At 67.2% G+C, this 21409-nt stretch carries 21 protein-coding genes; 8 read left to right on the top strand and 13 right to left on the bottom strand.

Features of this window, described 5'->3' with window-relative positions:
- Position 1 precedes the first annotated feature (1 nt).
- Both JVX91_RS09460 and JVX91_RS09455 read right to left on the bottom strand, forming a co-directional pair.
- Positions 2 to 1618, bottom strand: a complete 1617-nt coding sequence (locus tag JVX91_RS09460; protein ID WP_205338995.1) for a SagB/ThcOx family dehydrogenase — start codon at positions 1616 to 1618, stop codon at positions 2 to 4.
- Entirely contained in the window at positions 1615 to 2157 is a 543-nt protein-coding gene (locus JVX91_RS09455) for a GNAT family N-acetyltransferase (RefSeq protein WP_205338994.1), read from the bottom strand. Before JVX91_RS09455 ends, JVX91_RS09460 begins: the two co-directional genes overlap by 4 nt.
- A gap of 208 nt (positions 2158 to 2365) precedes the next feature.
- Between JVX91_RS09455 and JVX91_RS09450 the strand changes: the two genes are divergently transcribed.
- Positions 2366 to 3571 (top strand): MFS transporter, encoded by a 1206-nt coding sequence (locus JVX91_RS09450; protein WP_205338993.1) that lies wholly within the window; start codon positions 2366 to 2368, stop codon positions 3569 to 3571.
- Between the two features lie 66 nt (positions 3572 to 3637).
- Positions 3638 to 4561 (top strand): histone deacetylase, encoded by a 924-nt coding sequence (locus tag JVX91_RS09445; protein WP_205338992.1) that lies wholly within the window; start codon positions 3638 to 3640, stop codon positions 4559 to 4561.
- On the opposite strand, the gene JVX91_RS09440 is transcribed toward JVX91_RS09445, so the two are convergent.
- Positions 4546 to 5046, bottom strand: coding sequence for a hypothetical protein (locus JVX91_RS09440; RefSeq protein ID WP_205338991.1), 501 nt, complete (start codon positions 5044 to 5046; stop codon positions 4546 to 4548). The two genes, JVX91_RS09445 and JVX91_RS09440, sit on opposite strands and share 16 nt — an antisense overlap.
- 343 nt (positions 5047 to 5389) lie before the next feature.
- On the opposite strand from JVX91_RS09440, the gene JVX91_RS09435 reads away from it, so the two are divergent.
- The 3 genes from JVX91_RS09435 (at position 5390) to JVX91_RS09425 (ending at position 7756) form a co-directional block, all read left to right on the top strand.
- The gene (locus JVX91_RS09435; protein ID WP_205338990.1) at positions 5390 to 6631 is read left to right on the top strand and encodes a TIGR03862 family flavoprotein; all 1242 of its coding nucleotides are present in this window, start codon (positions 5390 to 5392) and stop codon (positions 6629 to 6631) included.
- 60 nt (positions 6632 to 6691) lie between these two features.
- Positions 6692 to 7297 carry a GNAT family N-acetyltransferase gene (locus JVX91_RS09430; protein WP_205338989.1) on the top strand — a complete coding sequence of 202 codons (606 nt, stop codon included), beginning with the start codon at positions 6692 to 6694 and terminating at the stop codon, positions 7295 to 7297.
- A gap of 90 nt (positions 7298 to 7387) precedes the next feature.
- Positions 7388 to 7756 (top strand): VOC family protein, encoded by a 369-nt coding sequence (locus JVX91_RS09425; protein ID WP_205338988.1) that lies wholly within the window; start codon positions 7388 to 7390, stop codon positions 7754 to 7756.
- A 246-nt stretch (positions 7757 to 8002) separates the two neighbouring features.
- Here the strand turns inward: JVX91_RS09425 and JVX91_RS09420 are convergent, their stop codons facing one another.
- From JVX91_RS09420 to JVX91_RS09380, 9 genes are all read right to left on the bottom strand, one after another.
- The gene (locus JVX91_RS09420; protein WP_205338987.1) at positions 8003 to 9478 is read right to left on the bottom strand and encodes an aldehyde dehydrogenase family protein; all 1476 of its coding nucleotides are present in this window, start codon (positions 9476 to 9478) and stop codon (positions 8003 to 8005) included.
- Positions 9479 to 9503: 25 nt separating this feature from the next.
- Complete coding sequence (locus tag JVX91_RS09415) at positions 9504 to 10322, bottom strand: ABC transporter permease (protein WP_024764643.1); 819 nt, start codon at positions 10320 to 10322, stop codon at positions 9504 to 9506.
- A 1-nt stretch (position 10323) separates the two neighbouring features.
- On the bottom strand, positions 10324 to 11235 hold the full coding sequence (locus JVX91_RS09410) for an ABC transporter permease (RefSeq protein WP_205338986.1): 912 nt from the start codon (positions 11233 to 11235) through the stop codon (positions 10324 to 10326).
- A gap of 94 nt (positions 11236 to 11329) precedes the next feature.
- Positions 11330 to 12472: a spermidine/putrescine ABC transporter substrate-binding protein gene (locus JVX91_RS09405; RefSeq protein WP_205338985.1), complete on the bottom strand. Its 1143-nt coding sequence runs from the start codon at positions 12470 to 12472 to the stop codon at positions 11330 to 11332.
- A gap of 60 nt (positions 12473 to 12532) precedes the next feature.
- Positions 12533 to 13648, bottom strand: a complete 1116-nt coding sequence (locus JVX91_RS09400; protein WP_205338984.1) for an ABC transporter ATP-binding protein — start codon at positions 13646 to 13648, stop codon at positions 12533 to 12535.
- Between the two features lie 268 nt (positions 13649 to 13916).
- Positions 13917 to 14735, bottom strand: a complete 819-nt coding sequence (locus tag JVX91_RS09395) for a LuxR C-terminal-related transcriptional regulator (protein WP_205338983.1) — start codon at positions 14733 to 14735, stop codon at positions 13917 to 13919.
- Positions 14736 to 14904: 169 nt separating this feature from the next.
- Positions 14905 to 16287: a DEAD/DEAH box helicase gene (locus JVX91_RS09390; protein ID WP_205338982.1), complete on the bottom strand. Its 1383-nt coding sequence runs from the start codon at positions 16285 to 16287 to the stop codon at positions 14905 to 14907.
- Between the two features lie 50 nt (positions 16288 to 16337).
- On the bottom strand, positions 16338 to 16814 hold the full coding sequence (locus JVX91_RS09385) for an NYN domain-containing protein (RefSeq protein ID WP_138212058.1): 477 nt from the start codon (positions 16812 to 16814) through the stop codon (positions 16338 to 16340).
- Positions 16815 to 16894: 80 nt separating this feature from the next.
- Complete coding sequence (locus JVX91_RS09380; protein WP_205338981.1) at positions 16895 to 17638, bottom strand: DUF2076 domain-containing protein; 744 nt, start codon at positions 17636 to 17638, stop codon at positions 16895 to 16897.
- A gap of 161 nt (positions 17639 to 17799) precedes the next feature.
- Here JVX91_RS09380 and JVX91_RS09375 point away from each other — a divergent pair, with 161 nt between their 5' ends.
- Positions 17800 to 18450, top strand: a complete 651-nt coding sequence (locus tag JVX91_RS09375; protein ID WP_205338980.1) for a YciC family protein — start codon at positions 17800 to 17802, stop codon at positions 18448 to 18450.
- Between the two features lie 88 nt (positions 18451 to 18538).
- Positions 18539 to 18979: a VOC family protein gene (locus JVX91_RS09370; RefSeq protein WP_205338979.1), complete on the top strand. Its 441-nt coding sequence runs from the start codon at positions 18539 to 18541 to the stop codon at positions 18977 to 18979.
- A 281-nt stretch (positions 18980 to 19260) separates the two neighbouring features.
- Here JVX91_RS09370 and JVX91_RS09365 read toward each other — a convergent pair whose 3' ends face one another.
- Positions 19261 to 20097: an SDR family oxidoreductase gene (locus tag JVX91_RS09365; protein ID WP_205338978.1), complete on the bottom strand. Its 837-nt coding sequence runs from the start codon at positions 20095 to 20097 to the stop codon at positions 19261 to 19263.
- Positions 20098 to 20250: 153 nt separating this feature from the next.
- On the opposite strand from JVX91_RS09365, the gene JVX91_RS09360 reads away from it, so the two are divergent.
- Positions 20251 to 21333 (top strand): endonuclease/exonuclease/phosphatase family protein, encoded by a 1083-nt coding sequence (locus tag JVX91_RS09360; RefSeq protein ID WP_205338977.1) that lies wholly within the window; start codon positions 20251 to 20253, stop codon positions 21331 to 21333.
- The last annotated feature ends 76 nt before the right edge of the window (positions 21334 to 21409 follow it).

Genomic DNA, 21409 nt, shown 5'->3' with positions numbered 1-21409 from the left:
CTCAATTGCGGACTTGCTGAAGTGGGAGTCGGCGTGGCGACGGATAGGCGGGAAGGCTGGAGAGCCGTTCATCCCAGACCGCGCGGCCAATGGTGAAATGATAGAGGCTGACCGGGCAGTCCGGACCACCGCCGAGCAATTCGTCCAGCGCCGGATCGAAATAGCAGCCGATGCCGGTGCCCGACAGGCCCGCCGCTTCGGCTTCCAGGTAGAGCAACTGGCCGATCTGACCGGCTTCCCAGTACAGGCGCGGATAAGTCCAGGCGCCCTGTGCCAGCGCGGCGTCGAGGTCGGCGAGCATGGCGAAGGCGACGCAACCGTCGCTGGCGATGTCCTGCCCACAGGACAGGAACGCCGACAGCCCACGCGCATCGCCGGACAACAGGCGGTAGAGCGGCACACCGCTCTCCGCCACCGGCTGCCACAGGTAGTCCTCGCGCAACCCGCCCGCCTCGCGGCCACTGCGGCCCAGCCAATACAGGCCCGGCTCCAGGCCCTGGACGCGGTGGACGAACAGCAGCAGGTCGACACGCGCCGGCTCGCCGGTGCAGGCGAACGGCACGGGCGAGCGCTCGGGCATCAGGCGGCGCAGCCAGGCATACAGCAGTTCGGCGTGAATGCCGCTGCGGCCGTCCATGGACTGTGCGCTGCGCCGACGGTGGAGGATCGGGCGCAGTGGCAGGCCTGGGTTATCCACAGCTGGATCGGCGTTCGCGGCGCTCCATTGGCCGGCGGGCAACGAGGGCGCGCGGCACAGCTGGTGCGCACGCTCCAGCTCCGGCCAGTGGCGATAGTCGCGGGACAGACGATTGGGCGTGCCGTCCAACGGCAACTCGGCAAGGCCCTTGAGCAGTGTGTCGGGCAATGGGAATTCGGCCGGCTGCGCCGGGCCGATCCATAGCAGTGCGTCGGCGAACTCATGCTCGCTGAAGCCTTCACGGTCGAGACCGATCAGCGCATCCAGCCGTGATTCGGCAATGCCACGCAGCAAGCGCACTTCCCAGCCCTGGATCGCCGCAGCGATGCCTAGGCAGGCCAGCGCGTGGCCGAGGTCGTGATTGCAGTAGCGATAGGCGCGCTCGCCGTACTTCCAGGCCTCGCGCCAGGGAATGCTGGCCAGCGCCAGCAGGAAGCCGCCAACAGGCAAGGCATCGTTCAGTTGGCTGGCCAGCGGCGCGGGCAGTTCGGCGCGCACCTCCAGCACATGTTCATCGGCGCTGTAATGCGCCAGCAACGCAGCGTTATCCACAGCTCCGGCAGGCAGCAGCAAATAGGCTTCCGTCGGGTGCAGGTTGCCGCTGGAGGGGTTGACCCGTAGCGCCCAGCGATTGCCACCGGCTTCCTTCCACGCCGAGATCGCCAGGCTGTCGTAAAGCAGCTGTGAGACGTTGGCGAGGTTCAGCGGCGCCGGTTGGCCGATGGGGCCGGCGAAGACACCGTCATACCCTGGCGATTCTTCCTGCGGCCGGTGCAGCAGCTCGATGCAGCGCGCCCCCGCATAGCGGCGGAAGGCGGCCGGCTGGGTCGCCCAGTCGAGCTGGCCCGGGCCGGGGGCGAAGCGCTCCGGGCGATGGCTGCTCAGTTCGTGGTAGGCGCGGACGCCGTCTTCGGATTTCATGGGCGGCGAATCCGGTACAGCACATGGGGGCGCAAGGCGTGGCCTTCCGGCAGGCGCGGGTGTTCGAAGTCGCCGGCTTCATCGCGAATCATCCCCAGGCGCTGCATCAAGCCCTGGGACGGCAGATTGGCCGGCACGGTGAAGGCCACCACTTCCTCCAGCTGCAACTGCTTGAAAGCGAAATCCAGCGCGGCGCGGGCCGCTTCCAAGGCATAGCCCTGGCGCCAATAGGCGACGTTGAAACGCCAGCCGATCTCCACCGCCGGGGTGAAGGCCGCCTCGAAGGACACCCGCGCCAGCCCGAGCACGCCGATGAACGCGCCATCCTCGCGGCGCTCGACTATCCACTGGCCGAAGCCATGCTCGTCGAAATGCTGGAGGATGCGCGCGGCCAGCAGGTCGCTCTCCTCGCGGCTCATGCAGGCGGGGAAGTGGCGCATCACCTGTGCGTCGGCGTTCAACGCGGCGAAGGGCGCGAGGTCCTCGGTGCGCCAGGGGCGCAGCAGCAGGCGCTCGGTAGTCAGGCTCGGGATATCCATGGTCGGCATCACGCGTCGGCAAAGGTGACCATGATACCCGTCCACGGACCTGTAGGCGGCAATCCGTCAGACCAGGCGCAATCGATTCAGCATCGAGCGCCATCATCTGGTATTTTTCTCCTACCTTCGCTGTCGGTCACTGCCTTGACCGTGCTTACGCAGACAGCCGCGCCGCCCGGGCGCACCTCAAAAAGACCAAGGAAACCCAATGACGACCTCCACCACCGGACTGCAACGCAGTACGGCCCTGGTGCTTTTCGCCCTTGCTGTCGGCGGCTTCGCCATCGGCACCACCGAATTCGCCACCATGAGCCTTCTGCCCTACTTCGCCCCGGCGCTGGGCATCGATGCTCCCACCGCCGGCCACGTGATCAGCGCCTACGCCCTGGGCGTGGTGGTCGGCGCGCCGCTGCTGGCGGTGCTCGGCGCGCGCCTGCCGCGTCGTACCCTGCTGGTACTGCTGATGGCGCTGTTCGCCGTCGGCAACGGCCTCAGCGCCCTGGCGCCGACCTACCACTGGATGCTGCTGTTCCGCTTCATCAGCGGCCTGCCCCACGGCGCCTACTTCGGCATCGCTGCGCTGGTCGCCGCCTCCATCGTGCCGCCGCACCGGCGCACCGTGGCGGTCGGGCGGATGTTTCTCGGCCTCACCGTCGCCACCATCATCGGCGTGCCGCTGGCCAATTGGCTGAGCCAGGCCGTGGGCTGGCGCTGGAGCTTCGCCCTGGTCGCCGCGCTGGGCGTGCTGACCATGATCTGCGTGCGCCTGCTGGCGCCCTACTCGCCGGCCGAGCCGGATTCCAGCCCGCTGCGCGAGCTGGGCGCGCTCAAGCGCGGCCAGGTCTGGCTGACCCTGGGCATTGGCGCCATCGGCTTCGGCGGCCTGTTCGCCGTCTACACCTACCTGGCCGACATCCTCGGCGCCGTCACCCACGTCTCACCGAGCATCGTGCCACTGGTGATGGCGGTGTTCGGCATCGGCATGACCCTGGGCAACCTGTTCATCCCGGTGCTCGCCGACCGCGCCGTGATGCCCACCGCCGGCGGCCTGCTGGTGTGGAGTGCGGTGGTGCTGGCGATCTTCCCGTTCACGGCGGGGAACATCTGGACCATCTCGATCTGCGTGTTCTTCGTCGGCTTCGGCGGCGCCCTGGGCACCGTGCTGCAGACCCGCCTGATGGACGTCGCCGAAGACGCCCAGGGCCTGGCCGCGGCGCTGAACCATTCGGCGTTCAACTTCGCCAACGCGCTGGGCCCGTACCTCGGCGGCCTGGCCCTGGCGGCCGGCTACGGCTGGACCTCGCCGGGCTGGGTCGGCAGCCTGCTGGCCATCGGCGGCTTCGTGCTGTGGTCGGTCTCGGTGGCTACCAGCCGCAGCGCCCAGCGCAACGCAGCGGTCTCCAACGAGGGCTGATGCAAAAAAGGGCCGGCGCAATGCCGGCCCTTTCGTAGGTGCTCAACCTCAGCGTACCCTGACGCCATGCCGCTGCCCCTGGTCTACCACGACGATTACAGTCCGCCTTTCCCGGACAACCACCGCTTCCCCATGGAGAAGTTCCGCCTGCTGCGCGACCACCTGGTGGACGGCGGGCTGGTGAGCGACGCCGAACTGTTGCGCCCGGAACTCTGCCCTGTGGATATCCTCGCCCTGGCCCACGATCGCGCCTACATCGAGCGCTATTGCAGCGGCGAGATGAGCCGCGAGGAGCTGCGCCGCCTCGGCCTGCCCTGGAGCGAAGCGTTGGCTCGGCGCACCGTGCGCGCCGTGGGCGGATCGGTGCTCAGCGCGGATCTGGCGCTGAAGCATGGCTTGGCCTGCCATCTCGCCGGCGGCACCCACCACGCGCACCATGACCACGCCTCGGGCTTCTGCATCTTCAACGATCTTGCCGTGATCAGCCTCTACCTGCTGGAAAGCGGCAAGGCCAACCGCGTGCTGATCTTCGACTGCGATGTGCACCAGGGCGACGGCACCGCGCGCATCCTGGAGACCGTGCCGGACGCGGTGACGGTGTCACTGCACTGCGAGAAGAACTTCCCCGCACGCAAGGCGCAAAGCGACTGGGACATTCCCCTGCCACTACACCTGGGCGATGCGGAATACCTGAAGGTGGTGCAGGAAGCGCTGGACTACCTGCTGCCGCTGTACCAGCCGGACATCGTGCTCTACGACGCCGGCGTGGACGTGCACAAGGACGACGCGCTGGGCTACCTGAACCTGACCGATGCCGGGCTGGCCGCGCGGGATGAGCATGTCATCCGCCGCTGCCTGGCCAGCGACATCCCGGTGGTGGGCGTGATCGGTGGCGGCTACGACAAGGACCGCCACGCGCTGGCCCGCCGCCACGGCATCCTGCACCACAGCGCCGCGCGGGTGGCGGCGGAGTTTCAGCTGGCGCGGTAGCGCGAATTGTTGGTGCACATGCGCGAGGGCAGACGCTGCTGTTCCCAGCGTGCCAGCTCATGGGCGGAGTAACCCAGAAGCGCTGCGGCGCGCTGCCGGCACTCGGCGGCGTAGTGTTTCTCGCAGAAGCGCATCACCTGCTCGGGCACATGGTGCTGCAGCAGTTCCTGCGCGCGCAGCGGTCCCGCGTACTGCAGGTAGCGCGGCAGAAGTCGGCTCCAGTTGGTGAACACGTATAGATTGTGCAGCGCTATCTGCAGCGACAGCAGCTCAAGAATCCGTTGCTCGAACTTCAGCTTCGAACCTGTCAGGTTCTTGTTCAGGCGCACCACCATATGAGCCACCGCCTCGTTGAGGAGCAAGCGGATGTCCTCGCTGGGAAGGCTGCGGATGACGATATCGAGGCCGCTGACCCGCACGCGGGTGTCGCTGCCCTCCACCCACAGGTGGGCCTCAAGAGAGCGAAGATAATCACGAACTTTCATCGAATGTGGGACCGGCGTTGCAAGAGGCCGGCATGCTGATGGATTCACAAAAACGCCAACATCGGCACAATCTCCATACGCTGTCGGAATTATCGCAATCAGCCTGATCTGAGAGTCGGAACGGTGGTTCTCAAGAATCACCGTCCGACAGTTCCACGCGCCTCCCAAGCCACCGAACTTTTTCCACCATCGCTGTGGAGCAGCCTGTGGATAAGCTGCGGGCAAGCGTGCCCAGTGCCGATGGCCAGGGCGTTCGCAACGGCTGGCTGGAAAATGTTCAGCCGGAGCATCGCGGCCCTGCGCTAGAATTGCGCACCGTTCGCAACTCCCGCCTGGCCGCTGCATGACCCACAATTCCGCGCTCGCTTCCCGTACCGCCATTGTCATCGGCGGCGGCCCTGCCGGCCTGATGGCCGCCGAAGTCATGGCGGGCGCTGGCGTACGGGTGGAACTGTTCGATGCCATGCCATCGGTGGGGCGCAAGTTCCTGCTGGCCGGCGTAGGCGGTATGAACATCACCCATTCGGAGGCCCGCGAGCCCTTCCTCTCGCGCTACGGCCAGCGCGCGCAGACACTCGCGCCGCTGATCGACGCCTTCGACAACGAGGCCCTCTGCCAGTGGATCCACGGCCTGGGCATCGAGACCTTCGTCGGCACCTCCGGACGCGTCTTCCCCCGCGACATGAAAGCCGCGCCGTTGCTGCGTGCCTGGCTCAAGCGCCTGCGCGATACCGGCGTGGTCATCCATACCCGCCATCGCTGGCTGGGCTGGGCCGCCGACGGCGCCCTGCTGATCGACGGCCCGGACGGCCAACGCGTCGTCAACGCGGACACGACCGTGCTCGCCCTGGGCGGCGGCAGTTGGCAGCGTCTGGGCTCCGATGGCGCCTGGGTGCCGCTGTTGCGCGAGCGCGCTGTGGATATCGCGCCGCTGCGCCCGGCCAACTGCGGCTTCGAGGTGGAAGGCTGGAGCGAATTCTTCCGCGACAAGTTCGCCGGCGCGCCGGTCAAGCCAGTGGCGCTCTCGCTGGCCGATAGCACGCCGCGCCAGGGCGAGTTCGTGGTCACCGCCGGCGGTATCGAAGGCAGCCTGGTTTACGCGCTGTCCGCCGGTATCCGCGAGCAGATCGAGCAGACCGGCAGCGCCACGGTGTATCTCGACCTGCTGCCCAACCGCAGCCTGGAGCAGGTCGCCAAGGCCGTGGCGCAGCCGCGCGGCTCCAAGTCCATGGCCAATCATCTGCGCGGCCGGCTGGGCCTGGACGGCGTGCGTGCCGGGCTCTTGCGCGAGTTGTCCACAGCCGCCGACTACGCCAACCCGCAACGACTCGCCCAACTGATCAAGGCATTGCCGCTGACCGCAGTGCGTGCGCGCCCGCTGGACGAAGCCATCAGCAGCGCCGGTGGTGTGACCTTCGAGGCGCTGGACGAACACCTGATGCTCAAGGCGCTACCGGGCGTGTTTTGCGCCGGCGAAATGCTCGACTGGGAAGCGCCCACCGGCGGTTACCTGCTCACTGCCTGCTTTGCCAGCGGCCGCGCGGCCGGGGCCGGCGCGTTGAAGTGGCTCGAAACGCAAGGCTGAGCGCTGCACTTTCTGGAACCATGGTGCTAGATTCTCGACTCCCACCCAGGAGTCGCCTGCATGCCGCTGACCTTCCGCCGCGCCCGCCCCGATGATGTCGATGCCGCCATCCCGCTGATCTACAGCTCCGGCCCCGATGCCTTCGACTACGCCTTCGCCCGCCCCGGCCGCAACAGCGCGCAGGACTTCCTGCGTTACGCCTTTGTCCAGGGTGGTGGCCAATTCGGCTGGCGCCAGCACTGGGTTGGCGAACAGGATGGCCAGGTGGTGGCGGCCGGCACGGTGTTCGGCGGCGAGGTGACCCTGGGCTACATGCTCGCGGCCACGCGGCAGATCCTCGGCTACTTCGGCCTGGGCGCGCCCGGCGTCATCCGCCGTGGCCTGCAACTGGAGAAGATCATCTGCCCGCCGCCCCGGCGCACCTTGTACCTCGCGCATCTGGGCGTCACGCCGGACCTTCGCGGCGAGGGGCTGGGCAGCCAGCTGATCGAGCACTTCCTGCAGATCGGCCGCGACAGCGACCTGCCCATCGCAGCGCTGGACGTTTCGGTGGCCAACCCCAAGGCACAGGCGCTCTATGAACGCTTCGGCTTCGGCGTGCAGGTGGAGCGGGCCTCGACGCTGCCGGGCGTGTCCAGCCATCGCTACATGCAGCGCCAGCTCTGAGTTAGACTCGCGGCCAGCCGCCCGCCAGAGGCGGCCTGATCCATTGCCGTCGTGAAAGCCTGCTCACGCATTAACCAGGAAGGTTGCCTCATGAGCACTGCCAGCGTTGAACTGAAAGTCTTCGTCCCCGCCCGCGATTTCGCACTCTCCCAGCAGTTCTACAAGGACCTGGGCTTCACCTCGCCGTGGAGTTCCGAGGAGCTTGCCTACTTCCACCACGGCGATCACTGCGCCTTCCTGCTGCAGAACTTTTACGTCAAGGAATTCGCCGAGAATCTGATGCTGCACCTGCTGGTGGAAGATGCCGACGCCTGGTACGCGAAGCTGCGCGACTCCGGCCTGGCCGAGCGCTACGGCGTCCGCCTTGGCGCACTGGAAGACCAGCCGTGGAAGATGCGCGACTTCACCCTGCACGACCCGAGCGGCGTGCTTTGGCGGATCGGGCATAACCTCGATTGAAGCGCGGGAGCCCGCTATTACAAGATCAAGAGCCCCTCACCCTAACCCTCTCCCGCAAGCGGGAGAGGGGACCGGCCGGTGCAGGATGAAACCTTGGCGTCAGCCGGCACGGGCGGCTCCCTCTCCCTCAGGAGCGGGGCGCGCAGCCAGGGCTGGGGTGAGGGGAATTCAGTGGCACGGACCCAGCCCGAAGAAGACAGTTGCTCCTGCAACAGCGCGCAAGGAAGGTTTGCCACCAACAAACCCTCAGCCCTTCAGGTACCACCCCCACGGCTGATCCGAGACGTACTCCGTCACCTGCTTCACCTCCAGGTAGTTCTCCAGCCCCCACACGCCCAGCTCGCGGCCGATGCCGCTGTGCTTCATGCCGCCCCAGGGCGCCTGGGTGAAGGTGGGTTGCGAGCAGTTCACCCAGACGATCCCCGCCCGCAGCCCATCCGCTACCCGCGCGGCACGCTGCGGGTCGCCCGACATCACCGCGCCGGCCAGGCCGAAGCGGCTGTCGTTGGCCAGGCGCAGGGCCTCGGCCTCGGTCTTGAAGCGCTTCACGCAGAGCACCGGGCCGAAGATTTCCTCGCGCCAGATCAGCGCGTCCTCGGCCGGCTCGTCGAAGATCGCCGGCTCCATGAACCAGCCCTGCTCCAGCCCCGCCGGACGCTTGCCGCCGGTGAGCAGGCGGGCGCCGCTAGCGCGGCCCTTGTCGACGAAACCGAGCACCTTCTCGTGCTGCCCCTGGCTGACCAGCGGGCCGAGCAGCACGCCCGGTTCCATGCCGTTGCCGATGGTGATGGCGCGGGTCGCTTCCACCAGACGCTCGATCAGGCGCGGGGCGATGCCCTCCTGCACCAGCAGGCGCGAGGTGGCGCTGCACACCTGACCCTGGTTCCAGAAGATGCCGAAGAGAATCCATTCCACCGCCGCCTCGATATCGCTGTCGTCGAAGACGATGAAGGCCGACTTGCCGCCCAGCTCCAGGCTGACGTTCTTGATGTCCTGGGCTGCCGCCGACATGATCCGCGAGCCGGTTGGCACGCTGCCGGTGAAGGCCAGCTTGTCCACGCCGGGATGCTGGCTCAGCGGCCCACCAGCCTCCGCGCCCAGCCCCGGCAGCACGTTCAGCACGCCGGCCGGCAGCCCGATCGCGTCCGCCGCGGCGGCCAGTTCCAGGGCGCTCAGCGGCGTCAGCTCGGATGGCTTGAGCACGCAGGTGGCGCCCGCTGCCAGGGCCGGCGCGACCTTCCACGCCGCCATCAGCAGCGGGTAGTTCCAGGGGATGATCTGCCCCGCCACGCCCACCGGCTCCTGGCGGATACGGCAGCGGAAGCGTTCGTCGGGCAGTGGCAGAGTCTGGTCCTGGCGCTCGTCCAGCTCCCGCGCCAGATCGGCGTAATAGCGGAAACAGCCGATGGCGTCGGCCACGTCCCATTGCGCCTCGGGCAGCGGCTTGCCGTTGTCGCGCACTTCCAGTTCGGCCAGCGAATCCTGGTTGCGTTCCAGCTCCCCGGCCAGCGCCTCCAGCCACTCCGCGCGCTCGGCGCCGCGGCTCTGCCCCCAGCCACGATTGAACGCGGTACGCGCCGCGCGCACGGCATGGTCGACGTCTTCCTCGGTGGCCGCCGGTACTTCGCGCAGCGGCTGGCCGGTGGCCGGGTCGAAGCTGGTGAAACGGCCGCCCAGGTCCGGCCTGACCCACTGCCCGTTGATGTAGAGCTGGTCGCGCATCCTCGAGTCTCCTTGAAGTCGGCCCTCAGGCGGCCTGAACGCCGGTGCGGCGGTTCTGCAGGTAGCGGGAGGTGAACAGCAGCGCCAGCGAGGCGCAGATGATCACCGTGGAGATGGCGTTGATCTCGGGCGTGATACCGCGACGGATCGACGAGAAGATGTAGATCGGCAGCGTGGTTTCCGAGCCGGCGACGAAGAAGGCGATGATGAAGTCGTCGAAGCTGAAGGTGAACGCCAGCAGGAAGCCGGCCAGGATCGCCGGGGCGATCTGCGGCAGGGTCACGCGCCAGAAGGTGTCCAGCGGCGGCGCGTAGAGGTCGGCGGAGGCTTCCAGCAGCGACTTGTCCATCGCCTCGACGCGGGTGCGGACGATCACCATCACCAGCGCCATGGTGAACAGCGAATGCGCCGCCACGACGGTGCCGAAGCCCATGTTGAGTTTCGGCAGGCCGATATCCAGCAGCGCCAGCAGCGGGTTCACCACGTCGAACAGGGTGATGAAGGCGATCAGCGTGGCGATGCCGATGACGATACCCGGCACGATGATCGCGCAGTAGGTCAGCGCGTCGAACAGCAGGCGCACGCGCTTGCCGACCCGCTGCAGGCCGAACACTGCGAGGGTGCCGAACAGCGTGGCGATCAGCGCCGAGCAGAAGGCGATCAGCGCGCTGTTGCCCAGGGCTTCCATGATGAACGGGTTGCCGAAGGCGCGGCCGAACCACTGCACCGAGCAGCACTGGAAGCTCAGCCCGCTGCGCCCGGCGTTGAAGGCGAAGAGCATGATCAGCGCGATGGGCGCGTAGAGGAACAGGTAGACCGAGGTGGAGTAACTGCGCAGCCACATGTCAGAGCACCCCGTCGTTGCGCGAGCCGCCATAGCGGGCCACGAGTTTCAGGTAGACACCGATGATCACCAGCATCATCGCCACCAGGGTCATCGCCACCGCGCTGCCGAACGGCCAGTTGCGCGATTGCAGGAACAGGTCGACCAGCGCGTTGCCAACGAAGAACACCTTGCCGCCGCCGAGGATCGCCGGGATCAGGAACTCGCCCATGAGCAGGATGAACACCAGCATCACCCCGGTGATCACCCCCGGCGCGGAGAGCGGCAGGGTGATCCGGCGGAAGGTCTCGAAGGCGCTCGCGCCGAGGTCGCCGGAGGCTTCCAGCAGGCGCTTGTCGAGCTTCTCCAGGGTCACATAGATGGGGAACACCATCAGCGGCAGGTAGCCGTAGACGATGCCGATCAGCACCGCGTAGGGCGTGTTGATCAGACGCACGTCGGCGATGCCGAAGCTCTCCAGCAGCGCGGGAATGCCGCGCCCGCTGAGGATGAAGATCCAGGCGTAGGTGCGGATCAGGAAGCTGGTCCAGAACGGCACGATGACCAGCGTGAGCAGCAGCGACTTATTGCGTCGCACCTTCACCGCCAGGAAGTAGGCCAGCGGGTAGGCCGCCAGCAGGCAGGCCAGGGTGCCCAGCGGCGCCAGGGTCAGGGTGTTCCAGAAGGCCTGGGCGCGGGAACCGAGGTTCAGGTAGTTCTCCAGCGTCAGCCCGCCGCCGTAGCCGCCCACGGCGCTGCGTTCGCCAAAGCTGAAGACCAGGATGATCACCAGCGGCATCAGCAGCAATAGCAGGAACCACAGGGTGGACGGCAGGAGCAGCAGGAGCGTGACGCGCCGGCCGAGGCTTTTCGCACGCGAGGCCGTGGGCGTCGCCTGGGTCTGCGGCAACGGGGCGCTGACAGCGATGTTCATGTTCGAATCCTTGGGCATGGGCATGCCGTTGCGGTAGGGCGAATAACGCCGGAGCGTTATCCGCCATCTCCCGCGCTCACGATGACAACGTTCCTCACGCCGCCTTGAACCGCGCCATCAGTTCGGCGCGCGCCGGGCTGGTGAGGGTCGCCGCGGCGCCGAACTCCAGCGGCGACAGACGCTCGGCCGCCGGGTACATGATCGGGTCGTCGAGCATTTCCTTGGAGAGCAGCGCATCGACACGCTTGTCCCCGCTCGGGTAGCCGTGGGAGAGCACCTCCAGCTTGTTGTGCTGCGGATCGAGCAGGTAGTTGATGAACGCGTAGGCCGCGTCGCGATGCTCGGCGCTCTTGGGAATGGCGAAGAAGTCGCTCCAGATTTCGCCGCCTTCCTTGCCCAGCACGAAGGTCATGTCCGGGTTGTCGCGGTGCAGCTGCGAGGCGTCGCCGGTCCAGGCCATGGCCATCCAGGCGTCGCCGTTGCGCAGCGAGGGCTGGATGTCGGAGTTGATCGCGAACAGGTGCGGCTTGGCCTGGATCAGCAGCTTCTCGGCCTCGGCCAGTTCCTTCGGGTCCAGCGAGTTGAAGCTGTAGCCGTAATACTTGAGCGCGTTGCCGATGGCAGTGAGCTGGTAGTCGTGGACGATGGTGCGGCCCGAGGCGCTAGTCAGCGTCAGGTCCCAGAACTGCTTCCAGGAATCCGGGCTGCCCTTGACCTTGCTGGCATCGTAGACGATGCCGGTGGTGCCCCAGTTCTTCGGCACCGCGTAGACCTTGCCATCCACCGTGCCTTGGGCCATGAAGCGTTCCTCGAAGGCCTTGGGGTCGAAGTTGGGGATGCGCGACAGGTCCAGCGGCTCGATCAGCCCGAGCTGCACGTAGGTGCTGATGGTGTAGTTGGTCGGCACGAAGACGTCCCAGCCGCTGCCGCCGGCCTGCAGCTTGGCGAGCATCTCCTCGTTGGAGCCGAATACGTTCATCTGCACCCGCGCGCCGGTGGCCTTGGCGAAGGCGTCGAAGTTCTCCTGGCTGTGGTAATTCGGCCAGGTGGCCAGGGCCAGGCGGTCGCCGATGTTGCTGCCCTCGGCCGCGTAGGCCTTGCCGGTCAGCAGGCCGGGAGTGTTGGCGGCGACCACGGCCATCGCCAGGCCGAGACCGGTCTTGCCGAGAAAGTCGCGTCGCGTGATGGAGCCGTTTTCCCAGCTGCGCATCGTCTTGATGAAGCTCTTCTTGTCCATCGTCACTCCCCGCCTATCTGCTGATTGTCGTTATGGTTGGATCGTCGGGCTGAGCCCGGTTCAGAGCGCCATGGCCAGGCCGCTGGCCTGGTTCCAGCCGACCTGCACCGGCGCGCCGTGCTCGAAGGCTTCCGCCTCGCCGCCGGCCTTGCGCGGCACGCGCACGCAGACGATGCCGAAGGCATCGGTGCGCACGCGGTATTCGGTGAGATTGCCCAGGTAGATGCGGTCCTCGACCCGGCCCTTCAGGCGCACATCGCGCTGCAGCTCCGAATCGGCGGCGGCAATACCGACCAGCTCGGGGCGCACGGCGATGCAGCCTTCGGCCTGGGGCGAGAGCGAGGGGCCAGTGGGTGTCGGCGGGCTGCTCAGTTCCAGCCCGGCCGGGGTGCCCAGCACCACGCGGCCAGAGTCGAGGCGGCGCACGGTGCCAGCGAAGAGATTGGACTCGCCGATGAAGTCGGCCACGTAGCGGCTCGCCGGGGTCTCGTAGAGCGCCTCGGGCGTAGCGGTCTGGATGATCAGGCCGTCCTTCATGATGCTGATGCTGTCGCTCATGGACAGCGCTTCTTCCTGGTCATGGGTGACCAGCACGAAGGTAATGCCGACCTCGCGCTGCAGGCGCAGCAGCTCGGACTGCATCTCCTTGCGCAGCTTGCGGTCGAGTGCCGCCAGCGGCTCGTCGAGCAGCAGCACGGTGGGCTTGTTCACCAGCGCGCGGGCCAGCGCCACGCGCTGTTGCTGGCCGCCGGAAAGCTCGTGGGGCTTGCGCGTGCCGAAGCCGGACAGGCGCACCATCTCCAGCGCTTCGTCGGCCATCCGGCGCTGCTGCGCGCGGTCCGGGCGTGGTGTGCGGTAGCGCAGGCCGTAGGCGATGTTTTCGGCCACCGTCAGGTGCGGGAACAGCGCGTAGTGCTGGAACACCATGTTCACCGCACGCTGGTGCGCCGGCACCCCGGCCACCGCCTGGCCGGCGAGCAGCACCTCGCCCTCGCTGGGCTGCTCGAAGCCGGCGATCATCCGTAGGGTGGTGGTCTTGCCACAGCCGGAGCTGCCGAGGAAGGAGTGGAAAGCGCCGCGCTTCACCTTGAAGCTCAGCCCGTTGACCGCCGGCACGCTGCCGTAGCGTTTGACCACGTTACGGAACTCGATATCGACATCCTGACCGCTTTCCATCACCGCGCTCCCACCTTGTTCTTGTTGGTGGTCACGCTAGCAATGGGGCTTTCGGGGTGTATATATCCCTCGGGGGATAGATGGCGGGATTGGATCGTGTCTACCAGATCAAAGGCCCCTCACCCTAACCCTCTCCCGCGAGCGGGAGAGGGGACCGTTCGGTGCAGGATGAAACCTTTGCTTCAGCCGGCACGGACGGCCCCCTCTCCCTCTGGGAGAGGGTTGGGGTGAGGGGAAGAGCGTGGCACGGATTTCGCCGGAGGTCTGCTCACCCCACCGCGCGCATCCCACCCGCCGCATCGCGCCCCGCCAGCTCGCGGATGAACAGCCCGAGCAGCTCCGACTGGCTGCCGATGCCGAGCTTGGCGTAGATGTTCTTGCGATGGATCTTCACCGTGCCGGGGCTGATATCCAGCTGCTCGGCCACCGAGGCGCTGGAGTGGCCGCGCAGCAGCAGCTGGACGATCTCCTGCTCGCGGGGCGTGAGCAACTGGGCGCCGAACTGGTCGAAGGCCTCGCGGATCTGGTAGTCCAGGTCCTGCGCCGGGCGCGGTTGCGCGCGGCGCAGCTCCCAGGCCTCGCGCACCACCTGCTCGACCACCGGCCGCGCGCATTCGAGCAGTTGCATCTCGTCGCGACTGTAGGCGGGGCTGGAGGCCTTGCGCATCAGCGAGAGCACGGCGGTGGCGCCGTCGGCCAGGTCGACGAAGAAGGCGATCTCCTCGGTCAGGCCGGTCTGCTGGTAGTAGGTCTGGTAGTACTCGCCCAGGTAGAAGTGGTCCGGCGCGAACTGTCGCAGGCGCCACAGCCCCGGCGCCTGGTGGCGGGTACAGGCGAGGTAGAAGGGATCGAGCAGGTAGGGGCCAACCTGGTAGTCCTCGACGTAGACGTGACGGACGTCGGCCGGGAAGGTGTCGAACAGGTCCAGCGGCCGGTGGTTGCCTTCGTAGACGAAGAGCACGAAGTTATCCACCGCACAGACCTGCTGCAGCCACTGGCTGAGGCCGAGCAGGCGCGGGCGACCGGGGGCCAGCGAGAGCAGATGGGCGACTCCGCCGGTCCAGGCTTTGAGTTCCTTGTGGCGCATGGGCTGTCGTTCTTGTTGTGTGCGCGATGGGCACACTATAGGCGTTCGGGATTCCACACGGAAATGCAGCTTTTGCGCCACACCCCGCAAGGCCCCGCCGAGCCTGGAGACAGCCCCGAATCAGCCCTTGGCGGCGCACCGCGATGAAGCAGGCGCGCGCCTTAACGGCTCAGGGCCGACGACCGCCCTTGCCGCCCGGCTTTCCAGCAGGCGACTTGCCGGAAGGAGACTTGCCGCCTGCCGGTTTGCCGCCAAGACCGAAGCCCGGCGCCTTGCGCACCGCCTTGACCTGCGGCTTGTCGTCCAGCAGCGAACCCAGGTGGACCTTGCCCGGTTTGCCTTCCGGCACCTTGGGTTGCTTGGGCTTCTTCGGCTTCTTCGTGATCTGGCCGCCAGGGGCGGTGACGGGCACCCGGTGTTCCGCCTCGAAGCCATCTTCTTCCTGGCGCTGCAGGGTCTGGCCGATCAGCGTCTCGATGGCCGCCAGCTGCTGCACTTCGTCGGCGCAGACCAGCGAGATCGCCTGCCCGCTGGCGCCGGCGCGGCCGGTACGGCCGATGCGGTGCACGTAGTCTTCGGGGACGATGGGCAGGTCGAAGTTGACCACCAGCGGCATTTCCTCGATATCCAGGCCGCGCGCGGCAACGTCAGTGGCAATGAGGAAGTCCACATCGCCGGCCTTGAACCGCGCCAGCGCGCGCAGGCGGGACGGCTGCGGCTTGTCACCGTGGATCGAGTCGGCGCGGATGCCTTCTTTCTGCAACAGGCCAACCAGTTCGTCGACGCCCTTGCGGGTCTTGGCGAACACCAGGGCCTGGCGCCAGCCCTGCTCGCGCATCAGGTGGAGGAACAGCTCGGCCTTGCGCTTCTTGTCGACGGTGACCAGGTGCTGCTTCACCGTCTTCGCCGCCGTGTTGCGTGGCGCCACGTCGATGGTCAGCGGGTCGCGCAGCAGCTCGCGGGCCATCTGGCGGATAGCGTCGGAGAAGGTCGCGGAGAACAGCAGGGTCTGCCGGCGCTTGGGCAGCGCGGCAAAGACTTCGTCCAGCTCGCGGGCGAAGCCCAGGTCGAGCATGCGGTCGGCTTCGTCCAGCACCAGGGCCTGCAGCTGGGTGAATTTCAGGGCGTTCTGCCGGTACAGGTCGAGCAGGCGGCCGGGCGTGGCCACCAGCACGTCGACGCCCTTGCGCAGCTTCATCATCTGCGGGTTGATGCTCACTCCGCCGTAAGCCACAGCGGTACGCAGCGGCACGTGCTGGCCGTAGGCGCGGAAGCTTTCGTGGACCTGCTCGGCCAGTTCACGGGTCGGCACCAGCACCAGCGCGCGGATCGAGTTGGCCGCTACTTGCGGGCCTTCGTGCAGCAGTTTCTGCAGCAGCGGCAGGGCAAAGCCGGCGGTCTTGCCGGTACCGGTCTGGGCGGCGGCGAGCAGGTCGCGGCCCTTGAGCACGGCCGGAATGGCCTGGGCCTGGACCGCCGTCGGGTTCTGGTAGCCGAGCCCGTCGAGGGCGCGCAGGAGGGGATCGATCAGGCCGAGGGTGGCGAAGGTCATGGAGCGCTCGCAATACGAATTCGGAATGGGCGGCATTGTAGCCGCAAGGCTCAGGAACGCAGCAGCAGCGCGCCTTCGATGGGCACGTAGCGGCTGGCCGCGCGGATCAGCGCCTGGGCGGTGAGGCCCGGCACGCCGTAGGCGGTGGCATCGGTACCGCCGGCGCGGACGCGGTCGAGCAGCAGGTCGAAGTCACCGTCGCCGGAAGCCAGCACGACTTCGTCCACGTTCGGTGCGGCGTCGAGGATGTCGATGGTGATGCCCACGTCCCAGTCGCCCTTGGCCGAGCCGTCGGCGCGCTGGATGTAGGGCTTGAGCTTCACGGTGAAGCCGAGCTTGCGCAGGATCTGCTGGAACTGCTGCTGCCGGGCATCGCCCCGGTCGATGGCGTAGGCGTAGGCCTGGACGATGGTGCCCTGGGCGCTCAGCTCGGCCCACAGGGCGGCATAGTTGAAGTGGCAGCCGTAGGCCTGACGCACGGTGTAGTAGAGGTTCTGCACGTCGGCGAACAGGGCGATGGTCTTCAACGGTGGCTCCGGGACTCGAACAGCGGGGGCGCATTATCGGCACAGCGGCGCGCCCCCGCCAGTCCCGGCGGGCGGGCGGCTCAGCTGAACATGTCGCCGTCGTCGCCGCCAAAGAAGCCCGAATCGTCGCCAAAGCTGCCGCTGTCGTCGTAATTGGCATCGCTGAAACCGTTGTCGGCATAGCGATCGCCGTTCTGCAGGGAGTCGTCCGGCAGCGAATCATTGAAGCTCGAGGGCTCCGGCTGTACCGGCTGCTCCTGGATCACTTCGACGATTTCCTGCGGCTGGCTGCTGTGGAACAGGCTGGTCAGCGCGTTCGCCACCATCACGCCGCCCGCCACACCGGCCGCGGTTTGCAGCGCGCCACGCAGGAAGCCGCCACCTTGCGGCGCCGCCTGGGCCGCCGGAGCCTGGGCCGGGCGCCAATCATTCGGGTTGCTGGTGGGATTGCTGGCGTAGTTCGCATTGCCGCCGCCGGGTTGGGAAAAGCGCGTCTGACCCCAGCCGTCCGGGCGCTGCTGCGGCTGCGCCGGGCGTTGCTCCTGGCTCTGGCCGCCGCCGAACAGACCGGCGAGGAAGCCGCCACTGCTGGGGCGACTTTGCTGGGCCTGGGCTTCGAGTTCCTTGACGCGCTGGTCCAGACGCTTGATCGCCGCCTCCTGGATCAGCATCGCCTGGGCCATGTAGTACGGCGCGGCAGGCTGCTGTACCAGGTGCTGGTTGATCTGCGCCTCGGCCTGGGGATCGCGCGGCGCGGTCTGCGCCTCGGCGTCGCGCAGGCGGGTGAACAGACCATCGATCAGGGATTGCTCTTCGGAATTCATGGCGGGCCTCGAGTGAGCGGGTGGTTCGAGCAAGGTTGCTTGCCCTTCGAACATTGGATCAGGTCGGAAAAAAACAAGTTCCGGTCGCAGAATTCTCGCGCCTTCTATCTGAGGGTTTGCTTAAGTTAGAGTCGAAGCCCTCGGACAGTATCGGGTTACTGATGAATCCCCTCTCCATCCTTCGCGACACCTGGTATTTCTTCTCCCGCCACGTGGGCACCCTGGTGCCGCTGTGCCTGCCGTGGATCGTCATCGAGACGCTGGTCCAGCAGCAGATCAACCTCGCCGCCGGCTCGCAGAACTTCGCCCCCTGGGGCATGGCCGCGGGCCTGGTGTTCTATCCGATCTACACCGCCAGCCTGATCCTCTACATGATCGATGCCGGCGAAGGCGCGGAGCGCGGCGTGCGCGAACTGTGGAGCGCGGCGCTGCGCCTGTGGCCGGCTTTCGCCTTGCTCTCGGCGATCACCTCGCTGCTGATCGTGGTGGGCCTGTCGCTGCTGGTGCTGCCGGGCATCTTCATCATGATCAAACTGGCATTTTCCGAGTTCCTGCTGGTGCAGCGCGGCCAGACTCCCATCGATTCGATGCGCGAGAGCTTCCGCCTGACCACCGGGCACTTCTTCCTGGTGCTGGTGACTTCGCTGGCGATTCTCGCGCCGGTGTGGATCGCCGAAGGCTGGATCAACGATATCGGCAAGGACTCGCCGGTCGCCGGAGTCGCCTTGCACTCGCTGAGCGGTTTCTTCCAGTTGCTGCTGACGGTGGCGGCGTACCGCATCTTCATCCTGCTGCCCGAACGCGACAGCTGAGGCGCCGCAAAATGCGGCAACCAATCGCACGGCAAACCGCACGCCGAGCTTCTACGCTGGTGTCTTCTGCCTATCACCGGAGTCTCCCGTGAGCGACCAACCGAGCTATCCGCCCAGCTGCATCTCGCACATTTCCATCGGCACCAACGACTACCCGCGCGCCAAGGCCTTCTACGATGCGGTCCTGCGTACCCTGGGCTGCCAGCAGATCATGGAGCACCCCGGCGCAGTGGCCTACGGTCGCGAGTTCCCGGAGTTCTGGGTACAGAAGCCCATCGACGGTCGCCCGGCCGGCGTCGGCAACGGCACGCACTTCGGCTTCATGGCCAACTCCCGCGAGCAGGTGGATGCGTTCTATCGCGCGGCAATCGCGGCCGGCGCCACTGACGACGGCGCGCCCGGCCCGCGCCCGCTCTATGGCGACCCGTACTACGGCTGCTTCATCCGTGATCTGGATGGGCACAAGATCGAGGCGTCGTTCTGGGACATGTCGCTGGCGGGCGGCGGTTTCGACAGCCACTCGCATTGATGCGCCCCCCGCACTGCGCATAACCCGGAACGGGTTATCCGCCAGACCGGCGGATAACGCCGCGGGCGTTATGCGCCCTACGTTGCCAAGCGGTGTTTCTGCGCTCGGCCCGGCCCTCACCCTAGCCCTCTCCCAGGGGGAGAGGGAACCGCTCGGCGCAGGATGAAATCATGGTGTCAGCCGGCACATTCGGCCCCCTCTCCCTCCGTGAGAGGGCTGGGGTGAGGGGAAAGCACGGGCACAGAGCTCCCCGAAAGAAAACACTGCCCTAACAACAATGGTCAGTGCCCCGGCCTGAGCCCCGACATCTTCGGCACCAGCAACTTCTCGAACAGGCGCGGGAAAAACCGCGCCAGGATGCGCGCCCGCCAATTGACGTTGGACAGCACCAGCAACCTTCGCCGCTGCAGCGCTCCCTGGTAGATCGCCTCGGCCACGTCGCGCGGCGAGGCCACCTCCGCGCCCAGCACCACCGCCGGCTGGCGGATCACCGAGCCATCGCCCACCAGCGCATTCTTGCGCAGGTCGGTGGCAGTGAATCCGGGACAGGCCAGGGTGATCGCCACGCCGGTACCGTCCAGCTCCATGCGCAGCGTGTCGAACAACCCGTGCAGCGCATGCTTGCTGGCGTTGTAGGCGCTGCGGTAGAGCAATGGCGCAAAGCCGGTCAGCGAACTCAGCACGACGATCTGCCCGCGTCGCTCCAGCAGGCTGGGCAATGCCGCCTGGGTGCAATGCAGCGCGCCGTAGAAATTCACCGCCATCACCCGGCGGAACACCGCCAGCTCCGTCTCGATGAATAGGCTGCGGTGGGTGATGCCGGCGTTGTTCACCAGCACATCGATACCGCCGAAGCGCTCGATGGCCAGCGCCACGCTGCGCTGCACCGACTCGGTGTCGGCGATGTCGCAGCGCAGGCCGAGGGCTTCGACGCCCAGGTGCTCGCGCAGGTGCTGCACCAGGCTATCCAGGGCGGACTGATCGAGGTCGAGGATCACCGGGTGCGCGCCCGCCTGGGCGAAGCGCAGCACCAGTGCGCGGCCGATGCCGGAACAGCCGCCGCTGACCAGCACGACCTTGTGCCGATAGATCTGCTGGGCGAAGAACTTGCGTGGCATGGCGACCTCCCGGAGCTATGCCCGTCGCCTCGCGAGGCCTCTCCCGCCACCGGCCAGAAGGTTGCGAGATGCTTCGCGAGGCAAATGCGCAGGTGAAATGCGCGGTCACAGACACTATCCTCTGGACCCAACAAGCATAGCCCCTGGTCACCCATGAGCCCTTCGCTGCCCAGACGAATCCTGTTCCTGCTGTTCATCGTCCTGTTGCTCGCCGTCACCGCTGCCGCCTGGCTGCTGGCCTGGCACCCCGCCGAACGCGAACCCGTCGCCGCGCAATGCCGCGTGCCGGCGCCGCAGCTGCAACCGGGGCAGGCATTGAAGGTGATGACCTGGAACGTCCAGTACCTGGCTGGCAAGCGCTACATCTTCTGGGACGACCTGCCCGACACCACCGGCCCGGACGACAGCCCCAGCGCCGAGGACATCGCCTACAGCCTCGACGAGGTCGTGCGGGTGATCCGCGACGAAGCGCCGGACATCGTGCTGCTGCAGGAAGTCGACGACGGCGCCGCCGCCACCGGCAAGCAGGACCAGCAGGCGCTGATCGGCGACCGCCTGGCCGACCTCTATCCCTGTTCCGCCGCCACCTTCGACTGGAAGGCGCGCTTCGATCCCAACCCCCACGTATTCGGCAGCGCCGGGCGCAAGCTGGTGACCTTCAGCCGCTTCCAGATCACCGGTGGCGAGCGCATCGCCCTGCCACAGCGCTCGTCGATCCCGCTGCTGCGCCTGTTCGCCCCGCAACCGGCAATGCTGCAGAGCAACCTGCCGATCCGTGGCGGCGGCCAGCTCAGCGTGGTCAACACCTGGCTGCAACGGCCCAACGGCGACGACACCCCGCAGCGCCAGGTCGAGGCCGTCGAGGCGCACCTGAGCACCCTGCAGGCCGCCGGACGCCCCTGGCTGCTGGGTGGTGATCTCGGCCTGCTGCCGCTGGGCCAGTACCCGTACCTGCCGGAAGTCCTGCGCGCGCCGTACCGCGCCAACAGCGAGCTGAACCTGCTGGCGGCGCGTTTCCCGGTCATCCCGGCGGTGGAGGAGTCCAGCGGCGCCGACCAGGAAAACTGGTACACCCACTTCCCCAACGACCCGCGCGTACACAAGCCCGACCGCACCCTCGACTACCTGATCCACAGCCCCAGCCTGAGCCGGGTCGAGGCGGGAGTGCGGCGCAGCGACACCCTGCGAATCTCCAACCACCTGCCGCTGGCGGCGCGCTTCCTGCTGCCGCACTGAGCGGCACATTTCGACCGGCTGCACGTCCTGCGCGGGCAAATCTGGACAAGCGCGGCACGGCGGCCGCATGCTCGGC

Origin of the sequence: Pseudomonas sp. PDNC002, from assembly GCF_016919445.1 — a bacterium.
Classification (GTDB): Bacteria; Pseudomonadota; Gammaproteobacteria; order Pseudomonadales; family Pseudomonadaceae; genus Pseudomonas.
This window is presented reverse-complemented; position numbering and strand designations above follow the sequence as displayed.